This window comes from Clostridium sp. MSTE9 (assembly GCF_000277625.1).
Classification (GTDB): Bacteria; Bacillota; Clostridia; order Oscillospirales; family Acutalibacteraceae; genus Faecalispora; species Faecalispora jeddahensis.
Genome location: NZ_AKFU01000035.1, coordinates 19,223 through 34,593 on the forward strand (window position 1 = coordinate 19,223; position 15,371 = coordinate 34,593).

The following is a 15,371-nucleotide window of genomic DNA, read 5'->3' on the forward strand; positions in this document are numbered from 1 at the left end:
AGATACAGCGGGAGCGAATCGTCCTCTTTTAGTTAGCGGTATCTAACTAAAAGAACTGCTGCATCGAAATAGGTTCCCGGGTATCCGTTGTTTGGTAAATCGTGGAAGTACCATTTGTACCTTACTGCGTTCCAAAGATTTTGTCAACAGTGAATGGAATGTTTCAAAGAAAGCTTCGGGGCTTCTTTCGGTGTGGGCGGTTTACGATCTTTCACACGCTTTTTTTCAAGGCTCTTTTATGCTATAATCAATATTTAAATGGAAAGTGCTCCTTCTAGCAGGCCGCACTTTACGAAATGGGGGATTGGGTTGCTTCATCTGCTGTTCGGGCGCTCCGGGAGTGGAAAAACACATTTTGTCCGGCAGGAGCTGCACCGGCTGGCCGGGCAGGGAGAACAAAAGCGGATGCTTCTGGTGCCGGAGCAATTTTCTTTTGAAAGCGAGCGCGCCATGCTGCGCCTTTTGGGGCCGCGTCGTGCCGCGAAGGTAGAGGTCGTCAGCTTCACCCGTCTGGCGGACGCGGCGTTCCGTCGTTTTGGCGGGTGCTGCGGCAAACGGCTCGACGACGGCGGCCGCAGCATTCTGATGAGTCTTGCGCTGGAACAGACGGCGGATCACCTGCCGCTGTACCAGAAACATACCCAGACTCCCGAGCTGGTCAGCATGATGCTGACTGCTTCGGCGGAGCTGAAAATGTGCGCCGTCGCTCCGCAGGAACTGTCCCGCGCGGCGGAGCAGATGGAGGACGGCACCCTGCGGGAAAAGATGAAGGAGCTTTCGCTGATTCTGTCGGCATATGAAGCACTCGTAGCGCAGAGTTACCTGGACCCGCAGGATGATCTGACCCGGTTAAAAGAGGTACTGCGTGCTCACCGCTTTTTTGAGGGTTACACCGTGTTCGTGGATTCCTTCAAGAGCTTTACCGCACAGGAGCTGGGCATTCTGGAGCTCGCGCTCTGTCAGGCCAAAGAGGTAACGGTCGCCCTGTGTGCCGACGGGCCCCGACAGGCGGATGCGGAAATGAGCCTGTTTACCCCGGTGTACCAAACGGCGCGCAGCCTGATGCGCCTTGCGCGGCAGAATTCCGTTGCGGTGGCGGCTCCTGTTACGCTGGAGCCGGGCGTTCGCTTTCACGGCGCGGGGATTCGCGCGGTGGAGGAAGGCGCATACCGCGGCCGCCGTATCCCTCTGCGGGGGGACACAGGCGATGTGGCTCTGTATGCCGCCCGCAGTACCTATGATGAAGCGGCCTATGTCGCGATGACCATCCGCCGCATGGTGATGGAGGAAGGGTACCGTTATCGCGATTTCACCATTCTGGCCCGCTCGCCTGAGGCATACCGCAGCAATCTGGATGCTGCGCTCGAGCGGTGGGACATCCCTTATTTTATGGACGACCCCCGTGCGATCGATACCGAACCGCTGATGCGCCTTGTGCTGTGTGCGTTCCAGGCGGCGCGTTCGGGATACCGCTCCGACGATGTGTTTGCATGCCTGAAAACAGGGCTTTGCGGGTACACGGCGGAAGAGATTTCACTAATCGAAAACTATGCCTTTTTGTGGAAGCTTTCCGGCAGGGAGTGGCTCGAGCCTTGGTCGCGGCACCCCCGCGGCTTTGCCGGCGAGCTGACGGAGCAGGATGCGCAGCAGCTTTCACAGATCAACGAGCTGCGGGAGCGCATCATCGCGCCGCTGCGTCAATTTGCCGATTCCGTACGCATGGCGGACGGAGAAACGTCGGCCCGCGCGGTATACCGTTTTCTGCTGGCGCTTGATGTGCCGGAGCATGTCAAACAGATGTGCCGCAGGATGAAAGAGATGGGAGAACCAGAGCTGGCAGACCGGCAGTTCCGGCTGTGGGAGCTTCTGATGCAGATCCTCGACCAGATGGCGCTGGTGCTGAAAGGACGGGTTCTCACAGCGCAGCGCTTCGGCGAGCTTCTTCGCCTTGTGATCGCCTCCGGCACGATCGGGAGCATCCCGCAGGGGCTTGACGAGGTCACGGTGGGGGCGGCGGACCGTTCCCGCCCGGCCGACCCCAAGGTCGTGTTCCTTTTGGGCGCGGTGCAGGGGGAATTCCCGCGCAACCCGTCGCCAGACGGCGTGTTCAGCGACGAGGAGCGCCGCGCTCTGATTCAGATGGGCCTGCCGCTCAACGGCACGATGGAGGACTCCTCCATGGAGGAGCGGCTGATGGCTTACACCGTCATGGCCGCCCCGACCGAGCGGCTGTTCGTCACCTACCCGGCGGCGGATATGGACGGCGCGGCGAAGGCGCCGTCGTCCATCGTGAGTGAAATCCGCTCCATATTGCCGGATGTACCGGTTCAAAGCCGCTACCTGCTGCCGGAGGAATCATTCGCCAACAGCGAGCAGCCCGCCTTTGAAATGACGGCGCGGCTCTGGGGACAGTCGTCCGTGCTCTCCTCCACATTAAAAGAGCTGTTTTCTCGTCGGGAGGGCTATACCGAACGAATGGCCGCTCTGCGGCGGGTACACGAGCGCGCACCCGCTGCCTTTGAAAATCCCGTGCGTGCGCGGATGCTGTTTGAACAGATGCGCCACATTTCCGCCACGCAGATCGAATCGTACCATCTGTGCCGGTTCCAGTATTTCTGCCGCTACGGCCTCGGCGCAAAGGAGCGCCGCCCCGCGGAGCTGAACGCGCTGGAATACGGCAGTTTGATCCATTACCTGCTCGAGCATCTTCTGCGGGAGCAGGGAGCCCACGCCCTTTCGGTATTCGGCGCGGAAGAGCTGAAACAGCTCATTTTATCCTGCATCGAGCGCTATGTAGAAGAACAGCTCGGCGGCGCGGAGGATAAAAGCCCCCGCTTCCGCTTTTTGGTCGCCCGCATCGCGGATTCCGCGCAGGTGGTGATTTCACACATCGCGAAGGAGCTGGCGCAGAGCAAATTCCAGCCCGCGGCGTTTGAGCTGGAGCTGAAAGAGGGCGGGGAGTTTCCGCCGCTCAAAATCACCTTGCCGAATGGCGAAACGGCAACCGTCGAGGGGAAAATCGACCGTGTGGACGTCATGGAGCTCGACGGGGTGAAATATGTCCGCATCATCGACTATAAAACAGGGAAAAAGGAGTTCCGCCTGTCGGATGTGCTGTATGGGGTCAACCTGCAAATGCTGATCTACCTTGCGGCACTGATTCAGAACGGGCGCTTTTGCCCTGCGGGGATTTTGTACATGCCCGCCGTGCGCCCTGTGATTTCCGCAGCGAAAGGACAGTCGATCGAAGCACTTACAGCGGCTGTCGAAAAGAAGCTGCGCATGAATGGTCTTCTGCTCGACGATTCCCGCGTGATTCAGGGGATGGAGGAGCAGGCAGAGGGCAAATATATCCCCGTTGCGCTCAAAGACGGCAAGCCCGTGAAAACCGAATCGATTGTAAATGCTCCGCAGCTTGACGGAGTGATGGAATATATCAAAGACCTTACGGGGCAGATGGTGCAGACCCTGCACGGGGGCGACGTTGCCGCTCTTCCGCTGACAGGTGAGCACAACGCCTGCCAGTACTGCCCGTATTTTGCCGTGTGCGGCCATGAGGATGCCGACGGCGGGCGGGACTGCCTGCGGCTGGATAAGGCGGAAACGCTCCGGCAGATTTTAAGAGAAGAAACGGGGAAGGAGGGGAACGAAAATGGCTGAACGAAGCTGGACGCCCGCGCAGGCGGACGCGATTCACGCCAGAGGCGGCACACTTCTGGTATCGGCTGCGGCCGGTTCCGGCAAAACAGCCGTGCTGGTGCAGCGGGTGATCGAGCGCATTACGGACGAGCAGCACCCCAGCGACGCCGACCGTCTTTTGGTCGTTACCTTCACCAAGGCTGCTGCGGCGGAAATGCGCGAGCGGATTGCCCAGCAGCTTTCCCGCATGCTGGCGGAGGACCCCTCGAACACGGCGCTTCAGCGGCAGCAGATCCTGCTGGGCGGCGCGCACATCAGCACGGTACACAGCTTTTGCAGCGAGCTGGTGCGCGAAAATTTTTATAAGCTGAACATCTCGCACGATTTTCGCATTGCCGACGAGGGGGAAATGTCTATCCTGCGCGGTGAAGCGATCACGCAGGTGCTGGAAGACTGCTACGCCGCAGCGAATCCCGATTTTTACGAGCTGGTCGAAGCGTTCAGTTCCGACCGCGACGACAGCCGCTTGATCCGCGCGGTGAATCAGTTATACGATTTCATCCGTTCCCATCCATTCCCGGAGCGCTGGCTGCGCGAAAAGGCAGAAATGTATTCCGGCGCTGTTCCGGTACAGGATACCCCCTGGGGGGCGTGTCTGCTCTTTTTTGCACAGGAGGCCTGCGATTACTGCCTTTCGCTGGTGCGGGATTCGCTGGAATCGATGCAGGCTGACGAAAAGCTTTCGGCAGCATATACCGAAGCGTACCAGTCCGATCTTTCGGGCCTTTCCGCTTTGTACCGCGCGGCGCAGCAGCGGGAATGGGACAATGTGGGCGAGCTCGCCGCGAATTTCGCGTTTGCCCGCTTAAAACCGGTGCGCGGCTACGCGGAGGACCCTTTGAAGCTGCGCCTTTCGGCCTGCCGCGACGAAGTGAAATCCACCGTGAAAAAGCTTGTGGCGCTGTTCTCCGCTACTTTGCAGGACTGCGCCGACGATCTGCGCGCGCTGTCCCCCGTTGTGGAACAGCTGTTTGCCGTTGTGACGGCATTTTCGCGTTCGCTTGACCAGATGAAAGCGGAGCGCCGCCTTGCGGATTTTGGTGATCTGGAGCACTGGGCGCTGCGTCTTCTCGTGCGCGAGACGGAAAACGGCTACGAGCGAACCGAAGAAGCGCTGGAGCTTTCCCGCCGCTTCGATGAAATCATGGTGGATGAATATCAGGATACAAATGAGGCGCAGGATCTATTGTTCCGTGCGATATCTCAAGATGAAGCGAATCTTTTTATGGTCGGCGACGTCAAACAGAGCATTTACAGCTTTCGCCAGGCGATGCCCCGCATCTTTCTGCAGAGGCGCGCCGATTTTGCCGAATACGACCGCGAGCAAAACCGTTACCCGGCCTGTATTGTGCTCGACCAGAATTTCCGTTCCCGCTCCACCGTGACCGACGCGGTGAATTTTGTGTTTGGGCAGCTGATGTCCTCACAGGCCGGGGATGTGGAATACAGCGGCAAAGAGCTTCTCGTGGCCGGTGCGTCGTACCCGCTGCAGGAGGGCTGCGAAACCCGGCTCGATATTCTCGACCTGTCGATGGGCGAAGGCTCTGACGATGCGATGGAGCTGCTGGAAAGCCGCCATATTGCCGAAACCATTTTACAGCTGATGGCACAGGGGTTTCAGGTAACGGAAAACGGGGTGCGGCGGAAAGCGGTGTTCCGCGACTTCTGCATTCTACTGCGCAGTGCCAACCAGTATGCCGCCCGTTACGCGCGCGAGCTGCAATTGTGCGGGGTGCCCGCCTGGGCGGATTCCTCCAGCGGATTTTTTGAAGCGCCGGAGATTTCCGCGATTCTATCCCTTTTGCGTGTGGTTGATAACCCGGTGCAGGATATCCCTTTGCTTTCGGTGCTGATGAGCCCGATCTACGGCTTTACGCCGGATGAGCTGAGCGCGGTGCGCCTGCGCCTGCCAAAAGCTCCGCTGTATCTGGCGCTGAGCGAGTGCGCCAAATCGGGAGAAGCCCGTGCCGCCGGGGTCATCGAAGAGCTCAATGGTTTCCGTTCCCTCGCGGCCACGCTTCCGTCTGACCGTCTGCTGAACGCGATCTACCAGAAAACAGGGTATCTTACGCTGGTGCAGGCCATGACGAACGGCGAGCAGCGCCTTTCTAACCTTCAATTGCTCATGGAGTACGCGAAAAAATACGAGGCGTCAGGCTATAACGGCCTTTCGGGCTTTATCCGCTTTATCGACCGGTTGCAGGAGCAGAACGGCGATCTGCCCGGGGCTTCCACGATTTCGGAAGCCTCAAACGTGGTGCGCATCATGAGCATCCATAAATCGAAGGGGCTCGAATTCCCCGTGTGCATTCTGGCCGGGTGCTCGCGCCGCTTCAATAAGGAGCGCGGCGACGCTCTGCTGCACCCGGAGCTGGGCCTTGGCATCAAGCGCAAGGAGCAGGGCGGGCTGGCCCGTGTGACCACTTTGCCTCGGGAGGCGATCGCGCTCGAGCAGGAGCGGCAGTCGATGTCCGAAGAGCTGCGCGTGCTGTATGTCGCCATGACCCGCGCCCGGGAGAAGCTGATCCTGCTGACCACGGTGCGCGACCTGAACACAACGCTGGTGTCCCTTGCGCCGCAGCTCACGGCGCAGGAGCGGATTTCGCCCTATGTGGTGCGTTCGGCGTCGAGTATTTCAGACTGGATTCTCTCCTGCGCTCTGCGTCACCCGAGCGGCGGGGCCCTGCGAGACCGCGCTTTGTGCAGCGGTGAGCTGATCGCGGACTGCCCCGGCCAGCCGTGGGAAATCCGTATTTTGCCCGCGCCGGATTTGGAGGAAGGCCCGGAGCAGGAGGAATCCGTTTTGGCGGTTCCACCGCCGGATCCGGAGCTGCTCGCCCGCATCACTCGGGAAATCGATTTTGCGTACCCCGACGCGGCGCTGTTCGGAGTGCCGGCCAAGGTGTCCGCTTCTGAGCTTGCGGCAGAGAGTGCGGGGGAGGATTACGAAATCCTGTCGCGCCCCGCATTTTTGGGGAAAGCGGGACTTACCCCGGCGGAGCGTGGTACGGCACTGCACCATTACATGCAGTTTGCCGATTATTCCGCGGCAGCCGAAAGCCCGCAGCAGGAGCTGGAGCGCCTGAAATCCGGCGGCTTTTTGTCGGAGGAGGAAGCGAACGCGGTGGATTTGCGCCACGTGTCTACGTTCTTTCAAAGCCCGGTCGCAAAGAGGATGCTCGCATCCGAGCAAAGCTACCGCGAGCTTCGCTTTACGGTGGAAATTCCCGCCTCTCTGCTGAAAGCGGATGTTCCCGCAGAGCAGCAGGTGATTTTGCAGGGCGCGGTGGACTGTGCGTTTGTCGAGCCGGACGGCGCCGTGATCATCGATTACAAAACAGACCGCGCCGCTTCCCCGGAAGAACTGTGGAATCGCTACCGCGTTCAGCTGGCGCTGTACCGGCTCGCTGTGGAGCGTGTGCTGGAGCTGCCGGTAAAGGAGTGCATGCTGTACTCGTTCTCTTTGGATCGGATAGTAACGGGCGAACTGAACGCGCCGGGGGAAACCGGCCTTGCGCTCTGAACTAAATTTTTCTTGACAAAAGAAAATACGGTTGCTATAATATTGTCTGTAAACAAAGCAGGGCAAAATTTTGTCCTCACCTATGGGGTTTCGTCCGTCATGGGTCAATACATCGGTGCTTTTCCTTTGGGGAAAGCGTGTGATTTGGTATTGATGCGCGGATGGAGAATTCTGTCCGCGCTTTTTGTTAGCCTGAAACGTATTTTGGAGGTGCTTACCAATTAGCAACAAGGAACTGCAGATCAACGAAGAGATTCGGGATAAAGAAGTGCGTGTCGTAGATAAGGACGGCGCTCAGCTGGGTGTTATGCCGATCGCGCAGGCCATGGCAAAGGCGGCGGAAAGCAATATGGATCTGGTGAAAATTGCACCGCAGGCTAAGCCTCCGGTGTGCAAGATCATCGATTACGGCAAATTCCGCTTTGAGCAGGCCAAGCGTGACAAAGAAGCGAGAAAAAATCAGCATGTCGTAGATATTAAAGAGATTCGCCTTTCTCTGAATATCGATACCCATGACTTTAATACGAAAGTGGGCCATGCAACCCGCTTTTTACAGGATGGGGACAAGGTAAAGGTGTCGATCCGCTTCCGTGGCCGTGAAATGGGCCACCCGGAACAGGGGCATCAGATCATGCAGAAATTTGCGCAGGCGTGTTCCGAAATCGCGAACGTAGAGAAACCGTCTAAGCTCGAGGGGCGCAATATGCTGATGTTCCTTGCTCCAAAACCCACGAAGTAATTATTTTAAGGAGGGGCAACTGTTATGCCTAAAATCAAGACGCATTCCGGCGCGAAAAAGCGCTTCAAAATTTCCAAAAACGGAAAAGTGATCCGCGGTCACGCGTTCAAATCTCATATTTTGAACAAGAAGTCCACAAAGCGTAAGAGAGTTCTGCGCCAGACCACTGTGACCGACGTTACCAATGTGGCGAAGGTTAAGAAAATGCTGCCCTATAAATAAGGAAGCAACCCTAAGAAAAGAATCTTATTTTGACCATATATTTGGAGGTAACAGATCATGGCTCGTGTGAAAGGTGCGTTGGCAACACGCAAAAGAAGAAAAAAGGTATTAAAGCTTGCAAAGGGCTACTGGGGTGCGAAGAGCAAGCATTTTAAAATGGCCAAACAGGCCGTTATGAAGTCCGGCAATTACGCCTACATCGGCCGTAAGCATAGAAAAAGAGATTTCCGCCGCCTGTGGATCACCCGTATTTCCGCCGCCTGCAAAATGAACGGCGTGAATTACTCCTCTTTTATGAACGGCCTCAAAAAAGCGAACATTACCCTCAACCGCAAGATGCTGTCCGAAATCGCTGTTTCTGATGAAGCGGCCTTCCAGGCTCTGGTAGAGAAGGCGAAAGCGGCCTTATAATAAGCTGTGATTGCGCCCGGGTCGTGACCCGGGCGCATATTTTTGATTTCAAATAATTTGATCTGGAGAATAGAAATGATGCCCTGCCAGGTGATTACCAGCCGAAAAAATGAAATAATAAAGACTGCTGCAAAGCTGCGGGATTCCGCTTCCTTTCGCCGGGAGCAGAACACCTTTCTCGCGGAAGGTGCGCGTCTGTGCGCCGATGCGGCCGACAGCGGCCTTTTGATCCATAGCGTGTTCTACACGGAACGGGCGGGGGAAAAGTACGCTTCTTACCTGGAACGGATTTTCCCGAAGGCGGAGCAGATGTATCAGATTGCCGATTCGGTGGCGGAGCTTTTAAGCGATACCCGCCAGCCGCAGGGCGTGTACTGCACGGCGGAGCTGCCTAAGCGTACCGCCGCGGCAGAGCTTGGGCAGAGCGGTTGCTACCTTGCGCTGGAGGAAATTCAGGACCCGTCGAATCTCGGGGCGGTTCTGCGCACAGCGGAAGCGCTCGGCGTTTCGGGGGTGGTGCTGGCCGGTTCCTGCTGCGACCCTTACGGCGCGAAGGCGCTGCGCGCCGGTATGGGCGCGGTGTTCCGTCTGCCTCTTTATTTTGAGGAAGACCTTGCACTTTGCGTGCGCCGTTTGCGTGAGCAGGGCTTTTTTACCGCCGCAGCCGTTCCCGCGGAGGATGCTTTACTGATCACCCGGGTTTCTTTTCCTCCCGCCGTTCTGCTGGCTGTGGGGAACGAGGGCGCGGGACTGTCACAGGAGGCCATTGCCGCCTGCGAAGCGCGCGTTACCATCCCGATGCTCGGAAGAGCGGAATCCCTGAACGCGGCGTCGAGCGCCGCCATCCTGATGTGGGAGATCATGAGAACGCGGGGGAGATTGGAATGAGTTGCGAAACAGCTTTCTGGGTGTGGCTTCAGCATGGCCTTGGCGCGGGCAGCGGCAAGGTCAGCCGTGTGCTTTCCTGCTGTACCGGCTTGCGGGAATTCTGGGAGGCCGGCCCGCAGTTCTGGAAGCTTCAGGGCTTTTTTACCGCGCGGGAGCTGAGCGCTCTGCGAACCTTTACCCCGCAGGACGCCCAGCAGATCGTCGACCGCTGTGAGCAGTCGGGCATCCGTCTGCTGACGCCCGAAGAAGAGGAATATCCCCGCTCTTTATGGGAGATCGCAAACCCGCCCTGTGTTTTGTATGTCAAAGGACAGCTTCCCGCGGTGGACGAGACGCCTGCTATCGCGATGGTCGGCACGCGCGACGCGACCATCTCCGGCAAGAAAATCGCTTTTTCCCTTTCCTATCAGCTGGCCCGCGCGGGTGCAATTGTCATCAGCGGCGGTGCGCGCGGAATCGATACGGCGGCCCACAAGGGCGCGCTGCAGGCGCAGGGCAAAACAGTCTGCGTGCTGGGCTGCGGCCTGGATTATCCGTATCTGATGGAAAACGCCGGCCTGCGGGACTGGATTGCCGAAAGCGGCGCGGTGATTTCAGAATACCCGCCAGACACACCTGGCTCTAAAGCCGCGTTCCCGATCCGCAACCGGATTATCTCCGGCCTTTCCTGCGGTGTTCTGGTGGTGGAGGCTGCCGCAAAAAGCGGTTCTTTGATCACGGCGGACTTGGCCCTGGAGCAAGGGCGCGATGTTTTCGCGGTTCCCTGCGGAATCGATAACCCAGTTTCGCGCGGGGTCAATACGCTGATCAAAAACGGTGCGGTGCCGGTCAGTAGCGCCGCAGAGCTTTTGGAGCAGTACCTTGACCGTTTTCCGGGGAAAATCCGGATGCCCGGCCGCGAAAATCCCGACGTGCCGTTTGCCGTGATTCCCGAGCGCCGTCCTGCACAGGCGGTACAGCCTGCCGCGGCGAAACGGAAGGCTCCACAACGGCAGAAAGCAAACGCTTTTTCCGAGCTGATTTCCGAGGATATCCCCGATTTGCTTTCCGATCTGCCGGACGGTTCTTTCGATCGTGAGTTACCCGAACCTCAGCCGAAACTGCCGCTGACGGCGGCAGATGCGTCGGAAGACGCTGTTCTGCTCGATTCCCTGCTGACGAAGGAAGCGGTTCATCTGGCTGTTCTGGGGCAGCAAAGCGGACTTGCCCCGCAGCGCGTACTGGCAGCCCTGACGGAGCTGGAGCTCCTTGGCCGTGTGCGTCCTCTTGGCGGCGGAAGGTATTGCTGCTCGTGACAAATTAATTTATTTATGGTAAGCTTTGTGAAAACCGTCTGATTTCAGCCGGCTTTCACAGTGCTTAATGGTCTGTAGGTGGCAGTAATTTCCATTTATTTTTGTCTGCCCCCTTGCGTTAATCCATTTGAGTGGATACAATCTTAAAAGAAAGAGGTGGTTTCTATATGTCAAAACTGGTGATTGTTGAGTCACCTGCCAAGGCAAAAACAATCAAAAAGTATTTAGGCTCCGGTTACGAAGTCGTCGCATCGATGGGACATGTTCGCGACCTGCAGGAGAACCGTTTGAGCGTGGATATAAAGAACGACTTTAAACCCAAGTATGAGATTATCAAAGGAAAGGAAAAGCTGGTTCAGGAGCTGAAGAGCGCGGCGGAAAAAAGTGAATCCGTATTGCTCGCAACCGACCCTGATCGTGAGGGAGAGGCAATCTCCTGGCACCTTGCCTATATTCTGGATCTCGATACCACTCTGCAAAACCGCATTACCTTTAATGAAATCACAAAGACCGGCATCACAAATGGAATGGAGCATCCCCGCTCCATCGATCTGGATTTGGTCAACGCCCAGCAGGCCCGCAGAATTCTGGATCGCCTGGTGGGCTATAAGCTCAGCCCGTTTTTGTCGCAGAAAATCCGTCGCGGGCTTTCCGCGGGCCGCGTGCAGTCCGTCGCTGTCCGCCTTGTCGTTGACAGGGAAGAGGAAATCCGTGCCTTTGTGCCGGAGGAATACTGGAGCATCGACGCAAAGCTGATCCCGAAGGGAGAGCGAAAAGCGTTTGCTGCGGCCTTCTATGGGGATGCCAACGGAAAAATCAAGATCACCAATCAGCAGCAGGCGGATGAAATCCTGAAAAGCCTTGAAAACGCGGAATTCTTCGTCTCTAAGGTGAAAAAGGGTTCGCGCAAAAAGTCCCCCGCGCCGCCGTTTATTACCTCCACCCTGCAGCAGGAGGCCTCGCGCAAGCTGGGCTTTCAGGCTCGCCGCACAATGAAGGCGGCTCAGGAGCTGTACGAAGGCGTTGAGATCGAGGGCATGGGCGCCATCGGTCTGATCACCTATATGAGAACGGACTCGCTGCGTATTTCGGAGGATGCGATCCACGATGCCACGGCCTATATTGAAGAGCGATGGGGCAAAAAGTATCTGCCGGATGCCCCCCGTCACTTTAAAACAAAGGCCAATGCACAGGACGGTCATGAGGCGATTCGCCCCTCTACTCCCAGCATTACGCCCGAACAGGTCAAAAACAGCCTGACCAATGACCAGTATAGACTATATAAGCTGATCTGGGAGCGCTTCATCGCCTGCCAGATGGCCAACTGCCTGCAAAGCACAACGCAGGCGGATATTACCGCTGGGGAGTACCTCTTTAAGGCCTCCGGTTATACTGTCACGTTCGACGGCTTTACCGTGCTGTACGAAGAGGGCAAGGATGAAGAAACCGAGCAGGGCGGCGCGCTGCCCGTGCTGACGCAGGATATGCCGCTCAAAAAGAAAGAGCTTGCGGGCAACCAGCACTTTACCCAGCCGCCGCCGCGCTATACGGAAGCGTCGCTGATCAAGGCGCTGGAAGAAAACGGAATCGGCCGCCCGTCTACCTACGCCGCGACCATTTCCACCATCACGAGCCGCGAATACGTTGTGCGCGACGGAAAAGCGCTGCACCCCACCGAGCTGGGGGAGGTTACCACGCAGCTGATGCGCGAGCGCTTCCCGAAGATCGTCAACGTCAAATTCACCGCGCAGGTGGAAAAGGATCTGGACACCGTTCAGAGCGGCGAAACCGATTGGGTGCAGACCCTGCACAATTTCTACGGCGATTTTGAAAAGACCCTGAAAAAGGCCAAAGAGGATATGGAAGGGGTCAAGATTCAGCTCAAAGAGGACGAAACCGACGTCATCTGTGAAAAATGCGGACGGCATATGGTGGTCAAGGTGGGGCGTTACGGCAAGTTCCTGGCCTGTCCCGGGTATCCCGAGTGCAAGAATGTAAAGAAGCTCGTCGTGGAAAACGGCGCGGAATGCCCCAAGTGCGGCGGCAAGGTCGTCGTGAAGAAGACCAAAAAGGGCCGTGTGTTCTATGGCTGCAGCGAATACCCCAAGTGCGATTTTGTTTCCTGGGATGAGCCCACTATGGAGAAGTGCCCGCGGTGCGGCAAAACGCTGCTGCGCAAAAAGGGAAAAACACCGAAGCTGTATTGTGTAACGCCTGACTGCGGCTATGAGAAAGTGGAAGAACAATGAAAATATCTGTCATAGGGGCCGGTCTGGCCGGTTGTGAGGCGGCCTGGCAGATTGCCTCCCGGGGAATCAAGGTGGATTTGTACGAAATGAAGCCGGTTCACTATACTCCCGCCCACAAAAATCCCGGCTTTGCAGAGCTGATTTGTTCCAATTCGCTCAAGGCCGAGCGGGTTTCCAGTGCCGCCGGTCTGCTGAAAGAGGAAATGCGCCGCCTAGGCTCTTTGCTGATGCAGTGTGCGGACAAGGCCCGCGTGCCGGCCGGCGGAGCGCTGGCGGTGGATCGCGACATCTTTTCCGAGCTTGTTACCGAGCAGATCCGCAGTCACCCTTTGATCCGCGTTCACACGGAAGAGGTGCAGAGCATCCCGGACGGCGGCATCCGCGTGGTTGCTACCGGGCCGCTCACGGCGCAGGCCCTTGCGGATGACATTGCGATCTTCTGCGCCGGCAGCCTCAGCTTTTACGACGCTGCCGCGCCCATTGTCACGGCAGAAAGCCTTGACATGGACGCGTGCTTTTCCGCCTCGCGGTATGACAAGGGCGGCGACGACGCGTATCTGAACTGCCCGATGAACAAAGAGGAATATGAACAGTTTTATGACGCGCTGGTATCCGCTGAACGCGCGCCGGTGCACGGCTTTGATGTGGCCGACCCCAAGGTGTACGAGGGCTGCATGCCGGTAGAGGTGATGGCCGGGCGCGGGCGCGATACGCTGCGCTTCGGGCCGCTCAAGCCGGTCGGTCTGCGCGACCCCAAAACGGGGCACCGCCCCTGGGCGGTGGTTCAGCTTCGCCGCGAGAACGCCGCAGCAACCCTGTATAACCTGGTGGGCTTTCAGACCAATCTGAAATTCCCGGAGCAAAAACGGGTGTTCGGGCTGATCCCCGCGCTGAAAAATGCCGATTTTGTCCGCTATGGTGTGATGCACCGCAACACGTTTGTCAATTCGCCGAAGATCCTGTACTCCGATTTCAGCCTGAAGGCGGACCCGAATCTGTTTTTCGCGGGCCAGCTCACCGGAGTGGAGGGCTACATGGAATCCGCGGCCTCCGGGCTGATGGCCGGGTGGAACGCCGTACAGCGTCTGCTGGGGCAGGATACCGTGATTCTGCCGCGCGAAACGATGATCGGTGCGCTGAGCCGGTACCTGGTGGAATGCGATCCGGCGCATTTTCAGCCCATGGGGGCGAATTTTGGGATTCTTCCGCCTTTTGAAAAACAAATTCGTGATAAAAGAGAACGGTACGAGGCATTGGCACAGCGATCTTTGGACATGCTTCTACCATATATCAAGAAAGACGTTGCTGTGATGGGAGGTTTTTCCGATGAAAATCATTGTTGATGCGTTCGGGGGCGACAATGCGCCGCTTGAAATCCTGAAGGGCTGTGAGGCTGCTGTCAAAAGTCTGGACATCGATATCATTCTCACGGGCCGGGAAGACGAAATCCGACAGGTTGCCGAAGAAAACCAGATTTCTCTGGAGCGCATGGAAATTTTTGATGCCCCTCAGGCGCTTACGATGGAGGACCATGCGGGCGCGATCATGAAGGAAAAGAAAGATTCCTCCATGGCGGAGGGACTGCGCCTGGTTGCCGAGGGTAAGGGCGACGCCTTTGTGTCCGCGGGCAACAGCGGTGCGCTGGTGGTTGGCGCCACCATGATCGTCAAGCGCATCAAGGGGATCAAACGCGTTGCCTTTGCCCCCATGGTACCCGGCAGCAAGGGCTTCTTTATGCTCATCGACAGCGGCGCCAATGTAGACTGCCGCCCCGAAATGCTTTTGCAGTTCGGCATTATGGGCTCCATTTACCTCGATAAGGTGATCGGCGTGAAAGATCCCCGCGTCGCGCTTGCGAATGTCGGCACGGAGGATCATAAGGGCGGCGAGCTGCAGCATCAGGCGTTCGCCATGCTCAAGGAGTCCAAGCTGAACTTTATCGGCAACATCGAGGCGCGTGATATTTCGAACGACGGCGCGGACGTTGTGGTGGCGGACGGCTTTACCGGCAACATCATCCTGAAAATGTTTGAGGGTGTTGTCTCGATGGTCATGGGTAAGTTTAAGGAAGTGTTCACCAAGAACCCCAAAAACAAAATGGCGACGGCATTGCTGCTGGGGGACATGACCGCGCTGAAAAAATCCATGGATTACAATGAATACGGCGGCGCGCCGGTGATCGGTGCATCGAAGCCGGTGTTCAAGGTGCACGGCAGTGCCAAGGCGCGCACGGTGGAAAGCGCCCTGCGTTTGACTAAGGCCTATGTGGAAAAGAATGTAACAGAGGAAATCAAGCGTGCCATCTCCGATCAGGAGTAGTACGATATCTCAAAGTAGGATGAGGG

10 protein-coding genes are annotated in these 15,371 nt (G+C 57.5%); all 10 read left to right on the top strand.

All coding sequences use genetic code 11. The features are described from left to right. The first annotated feature begins 309 nt into the window (after window positions 1-309). The 10 genes from HMPREF1141_RS08975 to plsX all read left to right on the top strand — a co-directional run bounded on the left by HMPREF1141_RS08975 (window position 310) and on the right by plsX (window position 15,345). Window positions 310-3,660 (top strand): PD-(D/E)XK nuclease family protein, encoded by a 3,351-nt coding sequence (locus HMPREF1141_RS08975; RefSeq protein WP_009063821.1) that lies wholly within the window; start codon window positions 310-312, stop codon window positions 3,658-3,660. Next, on the top strand, window positions 3,653-7,222 hold the full coding sequence (gene addA / locus HMPREF1141_RS08980) for a helicase-exonuclease AddAB subunit AddA (protein WP_009063474.1): 3,570 nt from the start codon (window positions 3,653-3,655) through the stop codon (window positions 7,220-7,222). Before HMPREF1141_RS08975 ends, addA begins: the two co-directional genes overlap by 8 nt. Window positions 7,223-7,490: 268 nt before the next feature. Further along, window positions 7,491-7,961, top strand: a complete 471-nt coding sequence (infC, locus tag HMPREF1141_RS08985) for a translation initiation factor IF-3 (protein ID WP_020073183.1) — start codon at window positions 7,491-7,493, stop codon at window positions 7,959-7,961. Between the two features lie 24 nt (window positions 7,962-7,985). Then, complete coding sequence (gene rpmI, locus HMPREF1141_RS08990) at window positions 7,986-8,183, top strand: 50S ribosomal protein L35 (RefSeq protein WP_009063558.1); 198 nt, start codon at window positions 7,986-7,988, stop codon at window positions 8,181-8,183. 57 nt (window positions 8,184-8,240) lie between these two features. Next, on the top strand, window positions 8,241-8,594 hold the full coding sequence (gene rplT / locus HMPREF1141_RS08995) for a 50S ribosomal protein L20 (protein ID WP_009063772.1): 354 nt from the start codon (window positions 8,241-8,243) through the stop codon (window positions 8,592-8,594). A gap of 75 nt (window positions 8,595-8,669) precedes the next feature. Next, window positions 8,670-9,482: an RNA methyltransferase gene (locus HMPREF1141_RS09000; RefSeq protein ID WP_009064268.1), complete on the top strand. Its 813-nt coding sequence runs from the start codon at window positions 8,670-8,672 to the stop codon at window positions 9,480-9,482. Further along, complete coding sequence (dprA, locus tag HMPREF1141_RS09005; protein WP_009064347.1) at window positions 9,479-10,777, top strand: DNA-processing protein DprA; 1,299 nt, start codon at window positions 9,479-9,481, stop codon at window positions 10,775-10,777. Before HMPREF1141_RS09000 ends, dprA begins: the two co-directional genes overlap by 4 nt. 167 nt (window positions 10,778-10,944) lie before the next feature. Next, window positions 10,945-13,026 carry a type I DNA topoisomerase gene (gene topA / locus HMPREF1141_RS09010; RefSeq protein WP_009064086.1) on the top strand — a complete coding sequence of 694 codons (2,082 nt, stop codon included), beginning with the start codon at window positions 10,945-10,947 and terminating at the stop codon, window positions 13,024-13,026. Beyond that, window positions 13,023-14,369 (top strand): methylenetetrahydrofolate--tRNA-(uracil(54)-C(5))-methyltransferase (FADH(2)-oxidizing) TrmFO, encoded by a 1,347-nt coding sequence (gene trmFO / locus HMPREF1141_RS09015; RefSeq protein ID WP_009063439.1) that lies wholly within the window; start codon window positions 13,023-13,025, stop codon window positions 14,367-14,369. Before topA ends, trmFO begins: the two co-directional genes overlap by 4 nt. Then, entirely contained in the window at window positions 14,353-15,345 is a 993-nt protein-coding gene (gene plsX, locus HMPREF1141_RS09020; protein WP_009064203.1) for a phosphate acyltransferase PlsX, read from the top strand. Before trmFO ends, plsX begins: the two co-directional genes overlap by 17 nt. Window positions 15,346-15,371: the final 26 nt, after the last annotated feature.

Bases quoted from the DNA above. Each gene is read 5' to 3' on its own strand.
- rpmI (WP_009063558.1), top strand. From the start codon at position 7,986: ATGCCTAAAATCAAGACGCATTCCGGCGCGAAAAAGCGCTTCAAAATT.
- HMPREF1141_RS09000 (WP_009064268.1), top strand. From the start codon at position 8,670: ATGATGCCCTGCCAGGTGATTACCAGCCGAAAAAATGAAATAATAAAG.
- dprA (WP_009064347.1), top strand. From the start codon at position 9,479: ATGAGTTGCGAAACAGCTTTCTGGGTGTGGCTTCAGCATGGCCTTGGC.
- rplT (WP_009063772.1), top strand. From the start codon at position 8,241: ATGGCTCGTGTGAAAGGTGCGTTGGCAACACGCAAAAGAAGAAAAAAG.
- plsX (WP_009064203.1), top strand. From the start codon at position 14,353: ATGAAAATCATTGTTGATGCGTTCGGGGGCGACAATGCGCCGCTTGAA.
- trmFO (WP_009063439.1), top strand. From the start codon at position 13,023: ATGAAAATATCTGTCATAGGGGCCGGTCTGGCCGGTTGTGAGGCGGCC.
- addA (WP_009063474.1), top strand. From the start codon at position 3,653: ATGGCTGAACGAAGCTGGACGCCCGCGCAGGCGGACGCGATTCACGCC.
- topA (WP_009064086.1), top strand. From the start codon at position 10,945: ATGTCAAAACTGGTGATTGTTGAGTCACCTGCCAAGGCAAAAACAATC.